The following is a 21,339-nucleotide window of genomic DNA, read 5'->3' as shown; positions in this document are numbered from 1 at the left end:
AAGGAACGGTCGCTTCCTTTGTACTCACCCTCTCGGGCTTTCCTCCGGGCTTCCCTTCGGTCTTGCGTTTCCGACTCTATCAGATCTTTTCTCGATCCGATTTCCTCGGTGCTTTCCAGGTTTCCGCTCTCGCGTTTCCCTTTCCGGCGGTTCCGACTTTATCAGAAGTTCTGAGTCGGAATTTCCACCCGGTCCGGGGAGCCTGGATCCAGCGCATGAAGCACCGGGGTTCCCGGCTGGGCGGAGCCGTAAACGTACTGGAGCGGGCCGCCTCGATGCAAATCGAGGCGGCCCGCTCCAGGTTCATGCGTACGACAGGCCGTACGCATGCAGTACGCGCGTCAGACCTCCACGACCACCGGGAGGATCATCGGCCTGCGCCGGTACGTGTCCGAGACCCACTTGCCCAGCGTCCGGCGGATGAGTTGCTGCAGCTGGTGGGGTTCCACGACGCCGTCCTGGGCCGAGCGTTCCAGGACTTCCGCGATCTTCGGGATGACGTCGGCGAACGCCGAGTCGTCGATGCCGGAGCCACGGGCCTGGACATGGGGTCCGCCCGTGATCTTGCCGGTGGACGAGTCGACGACCACGAAGACCGAGATGATGCCCTCGTCGCCGAGGATCTTGCGGTCCTTGAGGGCCGGCTCGCCGACGTCGCCGACCGAGAGGCCGTCGACGTAGACGTAACCCGCCTGGACCTTGCCGGAGATCTTGGCCTTGCCCGCGACGAGGTCGACGACGACGCCGTCCTCGGCGATGACGATGCGGTCGTGCGGGACGCCGGTGAGGGCGCCGAGTTCGGCGTTGGCGCGCAGGTGGCGCCATTCGCCGTGGACCGGCATCAGGTTCTTCGGCCGGCAGATGTTGTAGAAGTACAGCAGTTCACCGGCGGAGGCGTGGCCGGAGACGTGCACCTTGGCGTTGCCCTTGTGGACGACGTTGGCGCCCCAGCGGGTCAGGCCGTTGATGACGCGGTAGACCGCGTTCTCGTTTCCGGGGATGAGCGACGAGGCCAGGATGACCGTGTCGCCGTCGACGATACGGATCTGGTGGTCGCGGTTGGCCATCCGGGACAGGGCGGCCATCGGTTCGCCCTGCGAGCCCGTGCAGACCAGGACCACCTCGTGGTCGGGGAGGTCGTCGAGCGTCTTGACGTCGACGACCAGGCCCGGCGGGACCTTCAGGTAGCCGAGGTCCCTCGCGATGCCCATGTTGCGGACCATGGAGCGGCCGACGAAGGCGACCCGGCGGCCGTACTCGTGGGCCGTGTCCAGAATCTGCTGGATGCGGTGGACGTGGCTGGCGAAGCTCGCCACGATGATCCGCTTGCGCGCACTGGCGAAGACCTGGCGCAGGACGTTGGAGATGTCCCGCTCGGGCGGGACGAATCCGGGGACCTCGGCGTTCGTCGAGTCGGCGAGGAGCAGGTCGATGCCTTCCTCGCTCAGCCGTGCGAACGCGTGTAGATCCGTCAGACGGCCGTCCAGCGGGAGCTGGTCCATCTTGAAGTCGCCGGTGTGGACCGCCATGCCGGCCGGGGTGCGGATGGCCACGGCCAGGGCGTCCGGGATGGAGTGGTTGACGGCGATGAACTCGCAGTCGAAGGGACCGACGCGCTCGCGCTGCCCCTCCGCCACTTCCAGGGTGTAGGGGCGGATGCGGTGCTCCTGGAGCTTGGCCTCGATGAGGGCGAGGGTCAGCTTGGAGCCGATGAGCGGGATGTCCGGCTTCTCACGGAGGAGGAAGGGGACGCCGCCGATGTGGTCTTCGTGGCCGTGCGTGAGGACGATGCCCTCGACGTCGTCGAGGCGGTCCCGGATGGACGAGAAGTCCGGCAGGATCAGGTCGATTCCGGGCTGCTCCTCCTCGGGGAAGAGCACTCCGCAGTCGACGATCAGCAAGCGGCCGTCGTACTCGAAGACAGTCATGTTTCGGCCGATCTCCCCGAGCCCGCCGAGCGGGGTGACGCGGAGCGCGCCTTCGGGGAGCTGCGGCGGGGCGCCGAGTTCAGGATGCGGATGACTCAAAAGACTCTCCTCACCACGCACGCCACGTACCGGTCGGGCACGTGGCGTGCGTGACGTTCGTGCATAAGCAGTTGTCGTTGTCCTTGCAGGGTGCGGGCACCGGTGGTCCCGCTTCTTCAGTTGTGAAGCGTCGCTGCGCGGACGGCCGCGCAGAAGTCTGTTGTCAGAGTTGTACCCCGCCGGCGGCAAGATCGATCTTGAGCTGGGCAATCTCCTCGGCCGAACACTCGACCATGGGTGCGCGCAGGGGTCCTGCGGGCAGTCCCTGGAGGGCGAGCGCGGCCTTGGTGGTCATGACGCCCTGGGTGCGGAACATGCCGGTGTAGACGGGGAGCAGCTTCTGGTGGATCTCGGCGGCCTTGACGACGTCACCGGAGGTGTAGGCGTCGACGAGGGCCCGCAGGTCGGGGGTGACCAGGTGGCCGACGACCGAGACGAAGCCGACCGCGCCCACGGAGAGCAGCGGCAGGTTGAGCATGTCGTCGCCGGAGTACCAGGCGAGGCCGGACCGCGCGATGGCCCAGCTGGCGCGGCCGAGGTCGCCCTTGGCGTCCTTGTTGGCGACGATCCTGGGGTGCTCGGCGAGGCGGACGAGCGTCTCGGTGTTGATCGGGACGCCGCTGCGGCCGGGGATGTCGTAGAGCATGACCGGCAGGGCGGTGGCGTCGGCGACCGTGGTGAAGTGCCGGTACAGGCCCTCCTGAGGGGGCTTGTTGTAGTACGGCGTGACGACCAGCAGGCCGTGTGCGCCGTCGCGCTCGGCCTGGCGGGCCAGCTCGACGCTGTGGTGGGTGTCGTTGGTGCCGACTCCGGCCACGACGTGGGCGCGGTCGCCGACCGCCTCCAGTACGGCTCGTACCAGGTCCGATTTCTCCGCGTCACTGGTGGTGGGGGACTCGCCGGTGGTCCCGTTGATGATCAGGCCGTCGTTGCCTGCGTCCACCAGGTGGGTGGCGAGCCGCTGTGCGCCGTCGAGGTCGAGCGCGCCGTCCGCCGTGAAGGGCGTGACCATGGCGGTGAGGACCCGCCCGAAGGGGGTCTGCGGAGTGGAGGTCGGAGCCATGGGTTACACGCTACTCGGTGCTCACGGCGCGGTCTGCCCTTGGGGTGCGGGGAAAGTCCGGACAAATGCGGAGCCCGGCACTGCCTGCTCGGGGGTTCAAGCAGTGCCGGGTCCGTTTGATCAGGCTAGATGAACTTCTCTAAATGCCGCAATACGGACACCTCGCGAGGCTGATCCGTACATCTGTGCCGAGCCCGACAGGAAGCGCGATCGACGGGCCGCACTACCGGCCGTACTACGGTGCGACCCGGCCGTTGGCGTTGAAGGCGGCGTGGGTGAGCGGCATGAGCCTGGCCCACTCCGCCTCCATCTTCTCGCCGACCATCTCGATCTCCCGCTGCGGGAAGGACGGCACCTTGGCCAGCTCGTGCTGGGTGCGCAGCCCGAGGAAGTGCATCAGCGAGCGGGCGTTGCAGGTGGCGTACATCGAGGAGAAGAGGCCCACGGGGAGCACCGCACGGGCGACCTCGCGGGCGACGCCGGCGGCGAGCATCTCCTGGTAGCGCTCGTACGCCTGGATGTACGACTCCTGCATCGAGCGTTCCACGATCTCCTGCTGGGCTTCGGTACCCGGCACGAACTCGTACTTGCCCGGACGCCCCTGCTGCACCAGCTTGCGGTCCTCACCCGGGACGTAGAAGACGGGCTGCAGCTCCCTGTAACGGCCGGACTCCTCGTTGTACGAGTTGTGCACGACGAAATCGTTCGCGAGGAAGTTGTGCCAGGGGCCTTCCACGGAGAGGTCGTACGTCATCTCCTCGCCGTCCGCCTCGACGGCGACGATCTGGTCCGGTACCGCCTTGGCGATCTCGCCGTCACGCCGGGCCACCGCCTGTTCCCCCGCGCTCTTGGTCGCGTGGCACGGCTCGCAGGCCGGAGCGAGGTTCTTCTCGTCGAGGGCCCGGAGCAGGTCACCGGCCACCGGAACGACGTGGTCCAGGGCGAGCCGGTCCCGGGGGAAGTCCCGACCGCACAGGTGGCAGGTGTCGGTCTCCTTGATCAGCCGCTCACGCTGCATCGAGGTCCATACGCCGATCCCGCGGCGCAGGCTCGGCGGGACCGGCCCCTGTGACGGGCGGGGCGCCGTGCCCGAGACCAGGACGGCGTCCCCGACGGTGAGCTCTCCCGCCTTGCACCAGCCCTCCGGAGTGAAGAGGGCGTGGTCGACCGTGCAGCGGAGGGTCTTGCCCGAGGCGGTGGTGATCTTGACGAGCGGCTTCACGCCCGACTCGATCACGTCGACGATCCTGGCCCGCTGGGCGAGCAGGGTTTCCTCGTCGTAGCAGCGCACGTGGTTGCGGCGCACCGATTCGAGCTTGCGGAGGCGGGTGCTGGGGTGCAGCTCGCGGAACTCCGCGACGGCGGACTCGGCCGCCTCGCGGTTCTCGTACAGACCGAGGTAGTGGTCGGTGTCGCCGCGGCGCACCTGAGCCGTCCACTTGCCCGCCCGGCTGTGCCAGGTCACGCCGCCGGCCGAGTGCGGCAGACGGTCCTCGACACCCAGGTGCCAGAGCTTGTACAGCTCGGCGATGGTGTGCCGGCGCAGGTGGCCGGCCTCGCTCTCCAGCGTGATCTCCGTGTCCCCGGCGATGCACCACCCCACCCGGTGCCGCATGAACTCGCGGAAGACGAAGATCGGGGCGCTGATGAAGAAGGTCATCGAGTTGTGCTCGAAGGGGCTGCCGTGCCGGTCCCGCATCAGGTAGTTGATGAGGCCCTTGGACCGCTCCGGGTCCTTCTTCAGCTCGTCCAGGGACTGCTCGCCGGCGGTGGAGACGCGTGCGGCCCACAGCACGTCGGAGTCGGCCGCGCTGTGCTTGACCAGGTCGACGGTGACATCGCTCCGGAAGCTGGGCTTGAGGTCGTCGGCGGGGGTGTCGGTCACGGCTCGGAGGGTCCTTCCATCACTTCTCTCGGGCGGCGCCCACTCTACGGCCCGGCAGCGACAACCGGGCCTTCGGTGCCGGGGCACGACATACGGCAGCGAATTTCTGTGAATTCGGTGAAACCGGGCACCATCGGGGCCACTCGCCCGTCTGTGTAGATGACAGACAGTCGTTCGATCCCGAAATCCGATCCCGAGAGGGGATGCACCGCCCATGTCCGGTCGGCGCGAACCGGTCCCGTTCGCCTTCCTCGCCGAAACCGACAGGTTCCGCAGCAACATCGATCCCCCGCCCCGCCAGCGGTCGTCCGTGAGTCAGATAGCCGGGCGGTGGCTGCTCGGGCTCACCATCGTGGCCGGGCTCGTGGGCTCACTGGTGCTGGGCATGCCGGCGCTGTCCACGCCGTCCGACACCGGGACCCAGCAGTCGCAGGCCTCCCAGGGGCGCTGACTCTTCCGGACCCCCGTGAGTGGTGGGCGGGAACAGGGGCGGATAGCCTCACCGGGCACAGCCCATGCATGGATTGAGTGAGGACCAGCCGTGCCCCTGCCCTTCCTGACGGCCGACCGCACCTATGACGCGGCACTCGACAACGCCCTGCCCCACGACGACCGCGACCGCTGGCGGCGCCCCTACCGGCCCGGGCCGTGGCGGGTCGGCGGAGCCGCCCTGTGGCTGCTGCTCGCCTCGTTCGTGCTGTTCGCAGCGGTCGCGCTGGCCCTGACCGGCTCGCTCGGCTCCGCCGGGACGGTCCTCGGCATCGCCCTGCTGATCATCGCCGCGGCGCTGCGGATACTGCGCATGGGCGTGTGGGTGAGCGCGCACGGCGTGCGCCAGGTGGGTCTGCTGTACACGCGGACGGTTCCCTGGAAGCGGGTCGTCGAGGTGCGTACGGCGCAGCAGCCGGTGCGCTGGCTGGGCCTGCCGCGGACCGTACAGGGACAGGCGCTGACCCTGGTGCGCAAGGACCGCGCCCCGTCGGACACCGAGCCGCTGCTGACCACCCACGGGATGGACTTCGTGGGCCGGGCGTCGGCCTTCGACCGTGCGGCGGACGTGGTGGAGGCGTGGGCGGCCGAGTACGGACGCGGGTAGCTCCGCTGGAAGGGCCGCCGCGATGTGCCGAGTGCGGCACCGTCGTGGCTGGTCGCGCAGTTCCTCGCGCCCCTTACGGGGCGCTGCCGGGGCGCGCGGTGCTCAGGCCTCCACCGGCCTGCCGTCGTGCAGGGCGATGGCGCGCTGCATCGCCTTGCGGGCGCGCGGGGTGTCGCGGGCGTCGTGGTAGGCGACGGCGAGGCGGAACCAGCTGCGCCAGTCGTCGGGGGCGGCCTCGGTCTCGGCCTTGCGCTTGGCGAAGACCTCGTCGGCGGAGTCCCGGTCGATGCGGCCGCCGGGCGTGCGCTTCAGCTCGTCCACGGGCAGGCCGCCCTCGGCGTCGAGTTCCGCGGCGAGGGCGTTGGCCCGGCGGACGAACTGGGTGTTCTTCCACAGGAACCACAGGCCGATGACCGGCAGGATCAGTACCGCCACCCCGAAGGTGACGGTGAGGACCGTGCCGGTCTGGATGAGCATCACGCCCCGGCTGCCGACCAGGACGAAGTAGAAGAGGAGGACGGCGGCCGTGAGGGCGTAGGAGAGCTTCGCGCGCATGTCGTCGGGCCGGTTCAGCTCAGGTCCAGGAAGTTCTCCAGGCCGAAGGTCAGGCCCGGAGTGGTCACCACGCGGCGGGCGCCGAGCAGGATGCCCGGCATGAAGCTGCTGTGGTGGAGGGAGTCGTGCCGGATGGTGAGGGTCTCGCCCTCGCCGCCGAGGAGGACCTCCTGGTGGGCCAGGAGGCCGCGGAGGCGGACGGCGTGGACGGGGATGCCGTCGACGCTGGCGCCGCGTGCGCCGTCCAGGGCGGTCACCGTGGCGTCCGGGGCCGGGGCGGTGCCGGCCGCGCGACGGGCCTCGGCGATGAGCTGGGCCGTGCGCGTGGCCGTGCCGCTCGGCGCGTCCACCTTGTTCGGGTGGTGGAGTTCGACGACCTCCACCGACTCGAAGTAGGGCGCGGCGATCTGCGCGAACTTCATCGTGAGCACGGCGCCGATGGAGAAGTTCGGGGCGATGAGCACGCCGGTCTCCGGGGACTGGGCGAGCCAGCCCTTCAGCTGCGCGAGGCGTTCGTCGGTCCAGCCCGTGGTGCCGACGACGGCGTGGATGCCGTGGCGCACGCAGAAGTCGAGGTTGCCCATCACCGAGGCGGGGGTGGTGAGTTCGACGGCGACCTGGGCGCCGGACGCCTCCAGTGCCTCCAGCTTGTCGCCCCGGCCGAGGGCGGCGACCAGCTCCAGGTCCTCGGCGGCCTCGACCGCCCTGACCGCCTCCGAGCCGATCCGGCCCCTGGCGCCGAGGACCGCCACGCGCAGCTTGCTCATCTTCGTCTTCGTTCCTTACCGGTGGTGTGTCAGGCGACGGCGTCGTGCAGGCGTGCGGCCTGCTTGTCCTTGAGCGGGCCGATGACCGACAGCGACGGGCGCTGTCCCAGGATGTCGCGGGCGACCGAGCGGACCTCGTCCGGGGTCACGGCGGCTATCCGGGCCAGCATGTCGTCGACGGACATCTGCTCGCCCCAGCACAGTTCGCTCTTGCCGATACGGTTCATCAGCGCACCGGTGTCCTCCAGGCCGAGGACCGTGGAGCCCTGGAGCTGGCCGATGGCACGGCCAATCTCGTCGTCCGGCAGGCCGTTCTCGGCGACCTGGTCGAGTTCGTCCCGGCAGATCTTGAGCACGTCGTGCACCTGCGAGGGCCGGCAGCCGGCGTAGACGCCGAACAGGCCGCAGTCGGCGAAGCCCGAGGTGTACGAGTACACGCTGTAGGCCAGGCCGCGCTTCTCGCGGACCTCCTGGAAGAGCCGGGAGGACATGCCGCCGCCGAGGGCGGTGTTGAGCACGCCGAGCGCCCAGCGGCGGTCGTCGGTGCGGGCGAGGCCGGGCATGCCGAGGACGACGTGCGCCTGTTCGGTCTTGCGGCCGAGGAGCTCGACGCGGCCCGAGGTGCGGATGGTGCGGCTGCCGTCGCGCGGGGCGATGGGGGCGGCCTCGGCGTTCCTGAAGGCGCCGGCCTTCTCGAAGGCCGCGCGGACCTGTCGTACGACCTTGTTGTGGTCGATGTTGCCGGCGGCCGCGACCACCAGGTGGGTGGGGTCGTAGTGCTTCTTGTAGAAGCGGCGGATGCGGTCGGCGGTCAGGGCGTTGACCGTGTCGACCGTGCCGAGGACCGGACGGCCGAGGGCGTTGTCGCCGAACATGGTGTGCGCGAACAGGTCGTGCACGCAGTCGCCCGGGTCGTCCTCGGTCATCGCGATCTCTTCGAGGATCGCGCCGCGCTCGACGTTGACGTCGTCCTCAAGGATCAGGGAGCCCGTGAGCATGTCGCAGACGACGTCGATGGCGAGCGGCAGGTCGGTGTCGAGCACGCGTGCGTAGTAGCACGTGTACTCCTTCGCCGTGAACGCGTTCATCTCGCCGCCGACCGCGTCGATGGCGGAGGAGATGTCCAGGGCGCTGCGCCGGGTCGTGCCCTTGAAGAGCAGGTGCTCCAGGTAGTGGGTGGCGCCGTTCAGGGCGGGGGTCTCGTCGCGGGAGCCGACGTGGGCCCAGATGCCGAAGGTCGCGGAGCGGACCGACGGCAGGGTCTCGGTGACGATGCGCAGGCCGCCGGGGAGGGTGGTCTTGCGGACCGTACCGATGCCGTTCTCGCCCTTGATCAGGGTTTGGGTACGGGCGACGGCCCGCGCCTCCGAGGAGGTGCGGGCCGTCGTCGTAGAGCTGCTCGACGTCACTTGTCGGTGTCGTCCTTTGCGTCCTCGGAGGAGGCGTCTTCCTCGCCCTCGATCACGGGGATGAGGGAGAGCTTGCCGCGGGAGTCGATCTCGGCGATCTCGACCTGGACCTTCTGGCCCACGCCGAGGACGTCCTCGACGTTCTCCACGCGCTTGCCGCCGGCCAGCTTGCGGATCTGCGAGATGTGCAGCAGACCGTCCTTGCCGGGGAGCAGGGAGACGAACGCGCCGAAGGTGGTCGTCTTCACGACCGTACCGAGGTAGCGCTCGCCGACCTCGGGCATCGTCGGGTTGGCGATGCCGTTGATGGTGGCGCGGGCGGCCTCGGCGGACGGGCCGTCGGCGGCACCGATGTAGATGGTGCCGTCGTCCTCGATGGTGATCTCGGCGCCGGTGTCCTCCTGGATCTGGTTGATCATCTTGCCCTTGGGGCCGATGACCTCACCGATCTTGTCCACGGGGATCTTGACGGTGATGATCCGCGGGGCGTTCGGGGACATCTCGTCCGGCTTGTCGATCGCTTCCATCATCACGTCGAGGATGTGGAGGCGGGCGTCGCGGGCCTGCTTGAGGGCGGCGGCCAGGACGGAGGCCGGGATGCCGTCCAGCTTGGTGTCGAGCTGGAGGGCGGTGACGAACTCCTTGGTACCGGCGACCTTGAAGTCCATGTCACCGAAGGCGTCCTCCGCACCGAGGATGTCGGTGAGGGTGACGTAGTGCGTCTCGCCGTCGATCTCCTGGGAGATCAGGCCCATGGCGATACCGGCGACGGGGGCCTTCAGCGGCACACCGGCGTTCAGCAGCGACATGGTGGAGGCGCAGACCGAACCCATCGACGTCGAGCCGTTGGAGCCGAGGGCCTCGGACACCTGGCGGATCGCGTAGGGGAACTCCTCGCGGGTCGGCAGGACCGGGACCAGGGCGCGCTCGGCGAGGGCGCCGTGGCCGATCTCGCGGCGCTTCGGGGAGCCGACGCGGCCGGTCTCGCCGGTGGAGTACGGCGGGAAGTTGTAGTTGTGCATGTAGCGCTTGCGGGTCACCGGGGAGAGGGTGTCCAGCTGCTGCTCCATCCGGAGCATGTTCAGGGTGGTGACGCCCAGGATCTGGGTCTCGCCACGCTCGAACAGCGCCGAACCGTGCACGCGCGGGATGGCCTCGACCTCGGCGGCGAGCGTACGGATGTCCGTGACGCCACGGCCGTCGATGCGCTTCTTCTCCTTGATCACGCGCTCGCGGACCAGCTGCTTGGTGAGCGAGCGGTACGCGGCGGAGATCTCCTTCTCGCGGCCCTCGAACTCCGGGAGCAGCTTCTCGGCGGCCAGACCCTTGACGCGGTCCAGCTCGGCCTCGCGCTCCTGCTTGCCCGCGATGGTCAGCGCGGAGGCCAGCTCCGGGCGGACGGCGGCGGACAGCGCCTCCAGGACGTCGTCCTGGTAGTCGAGGAAGATCGGGAACTCGCCGGTCGGCTTGGCGGCCTTCGCGGCGAGGTCGGCCTGGGCCTTGCAGAGCACCTTGATGAAGGGCTTCGCGGCGTCCAGACCGGCGGCGACGACATCCTCGGTCGGCGCCTCGGCGCCGCCCTTGACCAGCTGGATGGTCTTGTCGGTGGCCTCGGCCTCGACCATCATGATCGCGACGTCGCCGTCCTCCAGGACACGGCCGGCGACGACCATGTCGAAGACGGCGTCCTCCAGCTCGGTGTGGGTCGGGAAGGCGACCCACTGGCCGTTGATCAGCGCGACGCGGACGCCGCCGATCGGGCCGGAGAAGGGCAGGCCGGCCAGCTGGGTGGACGCGGACGCGGCGTTGATCGCGACGACGTCGTACAGGTGGTCGGGGTTGAGCGCCATGATGGTGGCGACGACCTGGATCTCGTTGCGCAGGCCCTTCTTGAAGGACGGGCGCAGCGGGCGGTCGATCAGACGGCAGGTGAGGATCGCGTCCTCGCTCGGCCGGCCCTCACGGCGGAAGAAGGAACCCGGGATCTTGCCGGCGGCGTACATCCGCTCCTCGACGTCCACCGTGAGGGGGAAGAAGTCGAGCTGGTCCTTGGGGTTCTTGGAGGCGGTGGTGGCCGACAGCACCATGGTGTCGTCGTCCAGGTACGCCACGGCGGAGCCGGCGGCCTGCTTGGCCAGGCGGCCCGTCTCGAAGCGGATGGTGCGGGTGCCGAAGGCGCCGTTGTCGATGACGGCCTCGGCGTAGTGGGTCTCGTTCTCCACTAGCGTTTTCTCCGTTACTTTCGTCTGCGTTACGTCTTTTGTCCCGATCCGCCCGTGTGGCGGGGGGACGGTTGCGGAGATGCGCACCGTGCTGTGCGGGCCGGTCTTCGATCGAAGCACCCGGGGCTCGCTTCCCCCCGGGGGCCACTACCGAGGACCGGCGGCGGCTTGGGTGCGCCTCTCCTTCTTCGTTGTCCTGCTGTGTCGTGCGTATTGCGTTGTGCTACCACACTACAAAGCGTGAGTGACACTCCGCACGTTTCCGCACGTACGGCAAAGGGAGCGGCCCCGGGGTGTCTCTCCGGGAACCGCTCCCTTCACGGCGTCCTACTTGGCGCCCGCCGCACCGCGGCGGATGCCCAGGCGGTCGACCAGCGCACGGAAGCGCTGGATGTCCTTCTTCGCCAGGTACTGCAGGAGGCGACGGCGCTGACCGACCAGGATCAGCAGACCACGACGGGAGTGGTGGTCGTGCTTGTGGGTCTTGAGGTGCTCCGTCAGGTCGGAGATCCGACGGGACAGCAGAGCGACCTGGACCTCGGGGGAGCCGGTGTCGCCCTCCTTGGTACCGAACTCGGAGATGATCTGCTTCTTCACTGCGGCGTCGAGCGACACTCGTACTCCTCGTAGTCTGAATGGCCGCCGAGTGCCCCCGGTCTTTGTCTCGGGGGAGCTTCCGTTACTCGGGAGGCGGGGATCCGCTGGGCGCTGCCTCCAGGGTCCGCGGGGGACTCCGGGGGTGCGTACACAAACGGCCGTCGTCAAGGGTACCAGTGCCGGTGGGGGGCTCCGTCCCGGGGACGCGGAAGTAAGTACGGGGCCGGTGCCACCGCCAGTAGTGTGACGGTCACAGCCTAGGCATGACGGGAAGGGGTCGCTGCGGGATGAGCGAGACGGCTGAGGAGATGAAGGCGCGCAAGGAGCGGGAACGGGACGAGCTCTACGCGCTCGACATCTCGGGCGTCGAGTGGCACTGCGCGCCCGGTACCGAGCAGGACGAGGAGCGGGTCGAGATCGCCTACCTGCCCGAGGGTGCGGTGGCCATGCGGTCCTCCCTCGACCACGGCACCGTGCTGCGGTACACGGAGGCGGAGTGGCGGGCGTTCGTGCTGGGCGCCCGGGACGGGGAGTTCGACCTGGAGCCGAACGAGCGCAACGGCGGGCTTGCCGCCCAGTAGGCAGACACGGAGTTGAGGGGCGGCACGCACGCGTGCCGCCCCTTCGTCTTCCCGCGCACGCCGGTCAGTTCGTCCACCCCCGACGAGGGCGGGCAGCGGGACGGACGCCAACTGGCACCCGAACTGGCGGTTCTTGCCCGTTTTGTTCATCGGTTGTTCGGCAATTCGAAGGCTCTGCACACCACTTCCGGGCAGGGTGTGACCAGGCGGACCTCCGGCGAGAGGCGGACGGGCCTGCCGAGGTGCGGCTCGCGGTGATTAGGCTGGGAGGGGGGCACGACGTCCGGACCGTGAATACGGCGTCGGGGTCCCGAGGGGGAGAGCCGGTGGATCGGACTACCTCACACGAATACGGATGCTGAGAACGACACGACATGGTCGTCGCGCCGGCACGGCATGAGGGTGCTCGACCACACCAGGAGGAACTGTGAGCAGCGATCGGGACGGGATCCGCGGGGGCTGGGCCACACCCGGCGATGACCAGCCCGACGCGGAGTCCCTCAACGAGATGACGGGCGAGTTCACGATCGACTACGCACCGCCCGCCTGGTACACGCAGAACGCGGCCGACGGTTCCGGTCCGGCGACCGGCGGACCGGGCGGCCCGGGACCCGCGGGTCCGTCCGACGCGCAGAGCCGTCCGGGCGCCGGTGCGGGTCCGGGTGGAGCGGGTGCGGGTCCGGGTGGGGCGGCTGCGGCTGCCGGTTCCGGGCGTGCCGCTCAGCCTCGGTCGCCGTTCCCGCCGGGGGCGCCGATCCCCGGGCTGACCCCTCCCCCGCACGCCCAGCAGGGGGGCGGGAGGCCGGGTCCGGGGGTGCCCTTCACTCCGCCGCCGCCGTCTGCTGCGCCGACGTCCGCTCCGGGGGCGCCGTTCACACCGCCGCCCGCTTCGGGGCCGGGTGCGCCGTTCACCCCGGCACCCGTGTCGGCTCCAGGTGCGCCGTTCACCCCCGCCCCCGCGTCAACGCCAGGGGCTCCATTCACTCCCCCGCCCGCGTCAACTCCGGGCACGCCGTTCACTCCGCCGCCCGCCGCGACGCCCGGGGCGCCCTTCACGCCTCCGGCGGCTCCGGTGCCGGGTGCGCCGACGCCGGGTGCGCCGGCCACACCGCCGCCCGCTTCGGGGCCGGGTGCGCCGTTCACCGCGCCGCCCGCGTCGACTCCCGGGGCGCCGTTCACCCCCGCCCCCGCGTCAACGCCAGGGGCTCCGTTCACCCCTCCGCCCGCCGCCACTCCGGGTGCGCCGTTCACACCGCCGGCGCCGAGCGCGGACGCCGGGGCGCCGGCCGCCCCGCCCATCGCCCCCTTCACCCCGGCCCAGGCTCCGGCTCCGGCTCCTGCTCCTGCCGTGCCGCCCGTCGCCGGTCCGGCCGCCGTACCGCAGCTGCCGGTCGGTTTCGAGCCGCAGTCGGCCACCGCCGAGGACTCGGCGCCGGAGTCCGGGGAGGACGACGGTGACCTGGAGAGCGGTTCGACGATCCGGTTCTCCCCCGTCGCGTTGAAGCGCGAGACGGCCGCGGAAGCCGAGCCCGCTGCCGCCGCGGAGGGAGATGCGGAGGGAGATGAGGAGGCCGGATCGGAGGCCGCGGCCGCCGTGCTCCCGGCGGGCTCCGACGCGGACGCCGAGGACACCGACGGCGACACCGACGGGGAGGCAGCCGAGGACGGTGATCCGAGCGACGAGTCCGAGGCCGTCGCCGCCGATGCGGATGCGGATGCCGATGCGCACGCCGATGCCGATGCTGATGCTGATGCTGATGCTGATGCTGATGCTGATGCTGATGCCGACGGTACGGCCCAGACGGCCCGGACGGACGAGCACGTGCAGGAGGCCGTCCCGGCGGACGACACGGACGAGGGCGAGTTCCAGGACGCGGCCGATGCCGATGTGGACGCCCATGACGACGGCAACGACAACGGCGCCGGGACCCGCGCCGAGGCCGGCGACGCCGTAGACGTCGGCCCCGTCGAGCCCCCCGCCGCCGTCCCCGCGCCTCCGGCCCCGCCGCAGGACGCGCCCCCGGCTCCCGAGGACATCGTGCCCACCGCCTGGGCTCCCCCGCCGACGCCTCCTACGGTGGTTCCGCCGCTGCCGCCGTCGTACCAGCCCGCGGCCCCCGCGCCCGCCGCCCAGTGGCCGGTCCAGCCGGCGGCACCGGAGTCCGCGCCCGGTCAGCCGCAGCCCCAGCCCGCCACCGCACCGGGTCCGCAGCCGTTCCAGCCCCCGCAGGCACCGCAAGCTCCGCAGGCGCCGCAGCCCGCGCCCGCCGCCTGGAACCAGCCCGCGCCCCCGCAGCCCGGACAGCCGCAGCCGTACGCCCCGCAGCCCGACGCGCAGGGCGGCTACGGCTTCCCGCAGCCGGGCGCCCCCGTCCTGCCTCCGCAGGCACCGGGCGGCTACGGTTTCCCGCAGCCCGGGCAGCAGCAGGCCCCGCTCCAGCCCGGCGGTTACGGGTTCCCCCAGCCGGGCCAGCCGCAGCAGCCCCAGCCGCAGCCGGCCGCCCCGCAGGACCCGCGCGCCGCACAGGCACCGCAGCCGGCACCGCCGCAGCAGCCGCAGAGCCCGCAGGCGGCCGAGCCGCAGGCCGCGCAGCCCCAGCCGCCCGTCGACCCCCGGGCCGGTGCCGCCTGGCCGCAGCCCATCCAGCACGACCAGCGGCAGATGACCAACCCCGGTGCCGCGCCACTGGGTTACACCGCCGCCGTGGAGCTGTCCTCCGACCGGCTGCTCAACAACAAGAAGCAGAAGGCGAAGAGCGGCCGGCCCGCCGCCGCGTCCTCCCGGTTCAAGCTCGGCGGGAAGAAGGAGGAGGCCGAGCGGCAGCGGAAGCTGGAGCTGATCCGCACGCCCGTGCTCTCCTGCTACCGGATAGCGGTGATCAGCCTCAAGGGCGGTGTCGGCAAGACCACCACGACCACCGCGCTCGGCTCCACGCTCGCCACCGAGCGCCAGGACAAGATCCTCGCCATCGACGCCAACCCGGACGCCGGCACGCTCGGCCGCCGCGTGCGCCGCGAGACCGGCGCCACCATCCGCGACCTGGTCCAGGCGATCCCGTACCTCAACTCCTACATGGACATCAGGCGGTTCACCTCGCAGGCCCCGTCCGGCCTGGAGATCATCGCCAACGACGTCGACCCGGCCGTCTCGACCACGTTCAACGACGAGGACTACCGGCGCGCGATCGACGTGCTGGGCAAGCAGTACCCGGTCATCCTCACCGACTCCGGCACCGGTCTGCTGTACAGCGCCATGCGCGGGGTGCTCGACCTCGCCGACCAGCTGATCATCATCTCGACGCCGTCGGTGGACGGGGCGAGCAGCGCGAGCACGACGCTGGACTGGCTGTCCGCGCACGGCTACGCCGACCTCGTGTCGCGGTCCATCACCGTGATCTCGGGGGTCCGTGAGACCGGAAAGATGATCAAGGTCGAGGACATCGTGCAGCACTTCGAGACGCGCTGCCGGGGCGTCGTGGTCGTCCCCTTCGACGAGCACCTGTCCGCCGGTGCCGAGGTCGACCTCGACATGATGCGGCCGAAGGTGCGGGAGGCGTACTTCAACCTCGCGGCGATGGTCGCCGAGGACTTCGTCCGGCACCAGCAGATGCACGGCCTGTGGACCAACGACGGCAACCCGCCGCCGGTGGCCGCCCCGCCGATGCCCGGCCAGCCCCTGCCCGGTCAGCAGTACTACGCACCGGGCCAGCAGCAGCCGTACGCACCTGGTCAGCCGCAGCCGCAGCCGTACGCGCCGCCGGGACAGCCGTATCCTCAGCAGCCGCCGCAGTACCCGCAGCAGCAGCCCTATCCGCAGCAGGAGCTGTACGGCCAGCCGCAGCCCGGCGCCCAGCCCTACCCGCAGCAGCCCCCGCAGCAGCCGGGATACGGCTACCCGCAGCAGCCCCCGCAGCCGCCGCAGGCCCCGCAGGACCAGCCGCCGCAGCAGTAGCAGGAACGCCGAAGGGCGGCCGGTGCCTTGCCGCACCGGCCGCCCTTCGGCGTACTGCTGAGCCTTCTGCTGCCCGGTCAGGCCTGCTCGGCCGCCACCAGCTCCCGGCAGCGCTTGACGTCCTCGGCCATCTGCTCCAGCAGGGCGTCGAGCGAGTCGAACTTGGCCTGGCCGCGGACGTAGGCCAGGAAGTCGACGGCGACGTGCAGGCCGTACAGGTCGAGACCCACGCGGTCGATGGCGTACGCCTCCACCGTGCGCTCGGTGCCGTCGAACTGCGGGTTGGTGCCGACGGAGATCGCGGCCGGCATCACCTCGCCCTGGGCGTGCAGGAAGCCGGCGTAGACGCCGTCGGCGGGGATGGCGGTGTGCGGGAGCGTCTCCACGTTGGCGGTGGGGAAGCCCAGCTCGCGGCCGCGCTGGGCGCCGCGCACGACCACGCCCTCCACCCGGTGCGGGCGGCCCAGGATCTCCCGGGCGCCCGCCATGTCGCCCTCGGCGACCAGGCGCCGGGTCAGGGTCGAGGAGAACGGCTCCCCGCCGCCCGCCTCTCCGCGCACGAACAGGTCGACGACCTCGACCTCGAAGTCGTACACCCTGCCCTGCTCGATGAGGAACTCGACGTTGCCCGCGGCCTTGTGGCCGAAGCGGAAGTTGGGGCCCTCGACGACGGCCCTGGCGTGCAACTTGTCGACCAGGACCTTCACCACGAAGTCGGCGGCCGACAGCTTCGAGAACTCGGTGGTGAAGGGGAGGATCAGCACCGCGTCCACGCCCAGGTCCGCCATCAGCTCGGCGCGGGTGTGGTGCGGGGCGAGCAGCGGGGGGTGGCTGCCGGGGCGGACGACCTCGCTGGGGTGCGGGTCGAAGGTGACGACGACGGCCGGGATGCCCAGCTCTCGGGCGCGGTCCACGGCATGCCTGATGATCAGCTGGTGACCGCGGTGCACCCCGTCGTAGGACCCGATGGTGACGACGCTGCGCCCCCAGCCCTCGGGGATGTCCTCCAAGCCACGCCAGCGCTGCACTGTGTCCGCTCCTCGAACCTGTGTCCGTTGTCCGTCTTACGCAGGTCTAAGGGTGCCATGTTTGCCGGACCCGTCTCACACCGGCACGGTCGCTGTGACCGGGCGCACGTGTCCGCGCTCACGCCGGGACCCGGACGCCCGCCAGGTTTCCCAGCATGCGGCGGGTGCTGGGCCCGACCACCGCGGCCCACTCCTGCGGGGTGTCGGTGAGCCAGCGGGCCATCAGGGCGGCGAATCCGGGGACGTGCCGGCCGAGGTCGACCAGTCCGCGGTCGAACCGGGTGGCACCGTCCGGAGTGCGGACCAGCAGCAGCCCGGTGCGCCTGACCAGCTCGCGCATCCCGTCGCCGTCGGCGTCGGCCCCGCGCTGTGCGGCGGCCGCGTGCAGCAGCGCGTCGAGGACGCCGGGGTCGCGTTCGCGGTCCAGCAGGAACTCCAGGAGTTCCCGGCGCAGCGGTCGCGAGGCGGGGGTGCCGGCCGCGCCGAGTACGGTCGCGAGGGCCGCCCGGACCGGCTCGGGGCCGTCGTCGAGCAGCTCGGTGACCAGGGGCAGGAGAACGGCACGGGCCTCGGCGCCCTGGTCGAGGCGGCGCTCCACGAACCCGGCCACCTGCCCGGCGAGCTCCGGCCGCAGCTCGGCGGCCTCCAGGACCAGTTCGGTGACCCGCTGGGCGAGCGTGGGCGTGGTGACGTGGGCGAGGGTGCGCAGCACCTGTGCGGCGTCCGGTCCGCGCAGCCGGACGCGGAAGGCCTCCAGGACCTCCTCGGGGTGGCTGACCAGGGCGGGCATCAGGGCGGCGGGGGTGAGCTGGTGGTCGCCGGTGGCGAAGTGCGTCAGCGCCTGCGGGAGATGGCGGGCGCGGGTCGCCGGGTCGCGGACCAGCAGGGCGAGGGCGCCGCCGTGCAGGGTGCAGTCGGCGGGGCGGGCGAGCAGGGCGAGCGCGGCGTAGCGGAGCAGTTCGCGGTCGGGTTCGCTGTGCACGTGCGGGGCGGTGCGCAGCCCGTGGGCCATGGCGGCCACCCGGCGGGCCGGGCGCTCGTCGTGTGCCCAGCGGTCCACGGCCCGGCACACCGCCGACGGCTCGTCCTCGGCGAGTACGGCGAGCAGTTCGTCGCCGCGCCGGTGGGCCGCGTCCACCAGCACCTCGGTCAGCTCGTCCAGGGCCCGGTGCCGGTGGGTGTGCAGCAGCGCCTGGGCGGCCGTCGCCACGGTGGCGTGCGGCATCGCGGGCAACGGCCGCTCGTCGTCGAACCACCGGGTGAGACACGGCTGTACGGAGGTGGGGTCGGCGGCCAGCAGCCGGGCCACGGCGTCCAGGTAGCGGGGGGCCGCGCCCTCGGGCTCCTCCGTCGTCGGCCGGACCGGCGGCCGGCTCGGCCGGGTCGGCCGGGCCAGCCGGGTCGGCCGGGCTCCGAAGCGGCCGAGGCCCGCGGTGTCCCGCTCCGCCTCCGGCACCGGCTCGTCGGCGAGGACGAGTCTGCGCAGCAGATCGAAGCGGTCGGCGGCCGGGAGGGCGAGCGCGGTCCAGAATTCCGGCCCGAAATCGGGTCCGAGCCCGGATCCGAAGTCGGGTCCGAACCCGGCGGGCGCGGTGCGCTGCCGGCCTACGACGCGGTCGGCGAGCAGCCGCAGCACCCCGGTGTACGGGCTCGCGTCGGGCAGTCGCAGCAGGGTCTGGGTGAGCAGGCGCGCGGCCCACCAGGAGCCGGGGTCCAGGTCGAGGGCGCGCATCAATTCGTCGAGTCGCGGCGTGAGTTGGGTGGGCCCGTACTCGCGGTCGAGCAGCAGCAGCGCTTGCACGACCGGGCCGACCCGGTGGCGCGGGACGGGCAGGGGGTGGGCGCCCAGGGAGGTGCGGGGGCGGTGGACGAGGGCGTGCAGGGCCTCGTCCAGGTCCAGGTGCATGCCCTGGATCCAGTCGGCGAGCTCTTCGTGGGCGAAGCGGTAACCGCCGCCGGCCGGCACCAGCAGGCCCTCGGTGAGGACGGCGGAGGCCCAGCCGGAGCCGCCGCCGAGGTGGGCCGGGACGGGTCCCCAGGGGAACACCGCTTCGAACGACTCCCGGTCCAGTTCGCCCTGCCCGGGACCGAGGCTGCGCCGGGCGGCCTCGTGCACCTGCCCGGAGACGCGGGCGGCGAGCCGCCGTACGGCCGTGCCGCGCAGGCCGTTCTCGGCGGCCAGCCGGACCGCGATGCGCAGGCACATCAGGTCGAGGTAGGCGGCGAAGACGTCGTGCCGGTCGAGCGGGTCGCCGTCGGCCGGGGCGTCCGGGAGGGCGGCGCGGACCTCGGAGAGCAGCCGCAGGGCGAGGGGGTGGCGGGCGTCGCGGGTGATGAGGGCGCCGTCGGGGATGCCGTAGCGGGCGCGGGCGCGGCGGGCCTCGTCGGGGGTGAGGTCGGTCAGCCGGACGCAGGCGGGGTCACCGGTGCCCTGGTGCAGCAGGTCGGGCGGGAACTCGGCGCCGGCGCGCTCCCAGTACTCCTCGCGGCAGGCCAGGAGCAGGCGGGCGCCGGTGTCGCGCAGCCAGTCCGCGGTGCCCTCGGTCCAGACGGGGAGCCGGTGGGCGAGGACCGGGGGCATCTCCTCGGGGCCGTCCAGCAGGAGGAGCAGCGGACGGCCGGCGCGGGCGGCGAGCCGGGTCAGCCGCTCCACGGTCAACTCGCCCAGGTCGCCCGGGAGTTGGGAGCGCGAGGCGGCGACGATCCGGACCGCGCGTTCCAGGGAGCGGCGGGCCGCGTCGGCGACGGAGTCGTCGGCGTCCCTGAGGTCGGCGCCGCGGAGCCAGAGGGTGGGGGCGGGGGCCGCTTCGCGGGTGCGGCGGGTGGCGAGTGCGGCGAGTTCTGTGGTGCGGCCCGTTCCGGGGGCGCCGACCAGGGCCAAGACGGTTCCCGTCGTGTTTGCGGTCGCCGTGCCTTCGGCGAAGGCCGACAGCTCTTCTCCGATCACGGCTCGTTCTACCGGCTGTACGGGGGCGATGTGTTCGCCTGCGAGTGCCGTGAACGGTGGTGGCGCGGCCGCGAGTGCGTCGTGGCTGGTCGCGCAGTTCCCCGCGCCCCTTTGGGGCGCTCCTGTGCGGGGCGCCCCGGTGCGGGGCGCTGACATGCGGGGGGTCGGGCGGCCCACGTAGCCGGCGAGGGCTCCTGGGGGGCCGTCCTGGCCCACCGAGGTCGCCGTCAGTTCCAGTACGCCCGCCAGGTTGAGGTCGATGCCGTAGGCCGGGACCGTGGCCGCGTTGGTGGCCAGGACCTCGGCCAGGGGGCCGCTGTCGGGGTGGTGGAGGGGGACGGCGAAGCCCACGTCCCGCTGGCCGGACTGGAGGGCGGTGCCGAGGACCGCCAGGACCGCGCCGGTCTCCGCGTCCAGGACCGGGCCGCCGGCCGCCCCGCCGCCCAGTCGCAGCGCGTCCCGGCCCGCCGTGCCGATCGCCAGCTCCAGGGCGTCTTCGAGGAGGTGGAAGCGGTCCGTGGCGGTGTACGTGACCTGGGTCGCGGCCAGCACCCTGGCCTCGCGCCAGCGGTCGGCGGCGATGCGTACGTAGGCGCCGGCCGGGATGCGCTCCCGTACGGTGATCGGGAGCGGGTCCACGGCGAGGCCCTCGGTGCGGACCAGGGCAAGGTCGTGGGCGGGCAGCGGGACGACCGCGTCCGAGCCGACCACGCAGGTGCGGTCCCCGGCCGCGTGCAGCACGATCCGGGCGAGGCCGTCGACGGCCTCGTGACTGGTGATGAGCGTGCCGTGGTGATCGGCCAGGAAGCCGGTGCCGCACGGCCGGCCGGCGAGGTCGCGGATCCGGACCAGCCGCTCGTCGAGCCCCGGTCCCGTTTCCTTCTCCGCCTCCCGCGCACCGTCCGCCGTCCGGCGACCGCTCCCGGTCCGCGGGCCCCGTCCCGCCATGATCGAACCTCCCCGCCCGTACATCCGTGCCCTCGTCTTCGACCGTAGGGGCGAAATGATCAGCGGGACAGAGCGGGCGGTGAACGCGCCCCCCTCTGCTCCCCCGGTTCACTCCGAGCGCCTGCTCGGTCGGGTGAATAGCCCGGGGCGGGTGGATACACCCTAGGGGTGGGGGAACCGAGGGGGGACCGTGGAGCGGCGGCGGCGCCAGACCCCGTGGCCGCCGCTCCACGGGCAGAGCCCTGCGAGCCCTATGAGCCCT

The 21,339-nt window shown here is 71.8% G+C and carries 13 protein-coding genes and 3 pseudogenes; 4 read left to right on the top strand and 12 right to left on the bottom strand.

The annotated features are described in order from the left end of the window. Nucleotides 1-341: 341 nt before the first annotated feature. The 5 genes and pseudogenes from ACFZB3_RS45105 to ACFZB3_RS45085 form a co-directional block, all read right to left on the bottom strand. Complete coding sequence (locus tag ACFZB3_RS45105; RefSeq protein ID WP_391388613.1) at nucleotides 342-2,027, bottom strand: RNase J family beta-CASP ribonuclease; 1,686 nt, start codon at nucleotides 2,025-2,027, stop codon at nucleotides 342-344. A 163-nt stretch (nucleotides 2,028-2,190) separates the two neighbouring features. Continuing rightward, the gene (dapA, locus tag ACFZB3_RS45100) at nucleotides 2,191-3,090 is read right to left on the bottom strand and encodes a 4-hydroxy-tetrahydrodipicolinate synthase (protein WP_391388610.1); all 900 of its coding nucleotides are present in this window, start codon (nucleotides 3,088-3,090) and stop codon (nucleotides 2,191-2,193) included. Between the two features lie 235 nt (nucleotides 3,091-3,325). Continuing rightward, nucleotides 3,326-3,778: pseudogene (gene thyX, locus ACFZB3_RS45095) on the bottom strand (FAD-dependent thymidylate synthase); the annotation flags it as partial. Beyond that, nucleotides 3,779-4,705, bottom strand: a pseudogene (locus ACFZB3_RS45090) (HNH endonuclease); the annotation flags it as partial. Continuing rightward, nucleotides 4,685-4,975 (bottom strand): annotated as a pseudogene (locus ACFZB3_RS45085) (FAD-dependent thymidylate synthase); the annotation flags it as partial. The pseudogenes ACFZB3_RS45085 and ACFZB3_RS45090, both read right to left, overlap by 21 nt. A 214-nt stretch (nucleotides 4,976-5,189) precedes the next feature. Between ACFZB3_RS45085 and ACFZB3_RS45080 the strand changes: the two are divergent. Continuing rightward, entirely contained in the window at nucleotides 5,190-5,426 is a 237-nt protein-coding gene (locus ACFZB3_RS45080) for a hypothetical protein (RefSeq protein WP_391388607.1), read from the top strand. A 90-nt stretch (nucleotides 5,427-5,516) separates the two neighbouring features. Beyond that, nucleotides 5,517-6,071 (top strand): hypothetical protein, encoded by a 555-nt coding sequence (locus ACFZB3_RS45075; RefSeq protein WP_391388604.1) that lies wholly within the window; start codon nucleotides 5,517-5,519, stop codon nucleotides 6,069-6,071. A gap of 102 nt (nucleotides 6,072-6,173) precedes the next feature. On the opposite strand, the gene ACFZB3_RS45070 is transcribed toward ACFZB3_RS45075, so the two are convergent. From ACFZB3_RS45070 to rpsO, 5 genes are all read right to left on the bottom strand, one after another. Continuing rightward, a complete protein-coding gene (locus ACFZB3_RS45070; RefSeq protein WP_388923912.1) occupies nucleotides 6,174-6,626 on the bottom strand; it encodes a hypothetical protein in 453 nt (150 codons plus the stop codon). 14 nt (nucleotides 6,627-6,640) lie between these two features. Beyond that, nucleotides 6,641-7,393, bottom strand: coding sequence for a 4-hydroxy-tetrahydrodipicolinate reductase (gene dapB / locus ACFZB3_RS45065; protein ID WP_391388601.1), 753 nt, complete (start codon nucleotides 7,391-7,393; stop codon nucleotides 6,641-6,643). Between the two features lie 29 nt (nucleotides 7,394-7,422). After that, the gene (locus ACFZB3_RS45060) at nucleotides 7,423-8,802 is read right to left on the bottom strand and encodes an insulinase family protein (protein ID WP_391388598.1); all 1,380 of its coding nucleotides are present in this window, start codon (nucleotides 8,800-8,802) and stop codon (nucleotides 7,423-7,425) included. Then, nucleotides 8,799-11,024, bottom strand: coding sequence for a polyribonucleotide nucleotidyltransferase (locus tag ACFZB3_RS45055; protein WP_391388595.1), 2,226 nt, complete (start codon nucleotides 11,022-11,024; stop codon nucleotides 8,799-8,801). The genes ACFZB3_RS45060 and ACFZB3_RS45055 overlap by 4 nt, the downstream gene beginning before the upstream one ends. A gap of 327 nt (nucleotides 11,025-11,351) precedes the next feature. Beyond that, the gene (gene rpsO, locus ACFZB3_RS45050) at nucleotides 11,352-11,639 is read right to left on the bottom strand and encodes a 30S ribosomal protein S15 (protein ID WP_004924725.1); all 288 of its coding nucleotides are present in this window, start codon (nucleotides 11,637-11,639) and stop codon (nucleotides 11,352-11,354) included. A 269-nt stretch (nucleotides 11,640-11,908) separates the two neighbouring features. Between rpsO and ACFZB3_RS45045 the strand changes: the two genes are divergently transcribed. Together ACFZB3_RS45045 and ACFZB3_RS45040 are read left to right on the top strand one after the other, a co-directional pair. Further along, nucleotides 11,909-12,202: a DUF397 domain-containing protein gene (locus tag ACFZB3_RS45045; protein WP_181804473.1), complete on the top strand. Its 294-nt coding sequence runs from the start codon at nucleotides 11,909-11,911 to the stop codon at nucleotides 12,200-12,202. 427 nt (nucleotides 12,203-12,629) lie between these two features. Beyond that, nucleotides 12,630-16,154: an SCO5717 family growth-regulating ATPase gene (locus tag ACFZB3_RS45040; RefSeq protein ID WP_391388591.1), complete on the top strand. Its 3,525-nt coding sequence runs from the start codon at nucleotides 12,630-12,632 to the stop codon at nucleotides 16,152-16,154. Nucleotides 16,155-16,231: 77 nt separating this feature from the next. On the opposite strand, the gene ACFZB3_RS45035 is transcribed toward ACFZB3_RS45040, so the two are convergent. Together ACFZB3_RS45035 and ACFZB3_RS45030 are read right to left on the bottom strand one after the other, a co-directional pair. Continuing rightward, nucleotides 16,232-17,182, bottom strand: a complete 951-nt coding sequence (locus ACFZB3_RS45035; protein WP_391388588.1) for a bifunctional riboflavin kinase/FAD synthetase — start codon at nucleotides 17,180-17,182, stop codon at nucleotides 16,232-16,234. Nucleotides 17,183-17,300: 118 nt separating this feature from the next. Continuing rightward, a complete protein-coding gene (locus tag ACFZB3_RS45030; protein ID WP_391388585.1) occupies nucleotides 17,301-21,077 on the bottom strand; it encodes a trypsin-like peptidase domain-containing protein in 3,777 nt (1,258 codons plus the stop codon). Nucleotides 21,078-21,339 lie beyond the last annotated feature (262 nt).

The organism is Streptomyces sp. NPDC008092 (genome assembly GCF_042957285.1).
In the GTDB taxonomy this organism is placed as follows: domain Bacteria; phylum Actinomycetota; class Actinomycetes; order Streptomycetales; family Streptomycetaceae; genus Streptomyces.
This window is presented reverse-complemented; position numbering and strand designations above follow the sequence as displayed.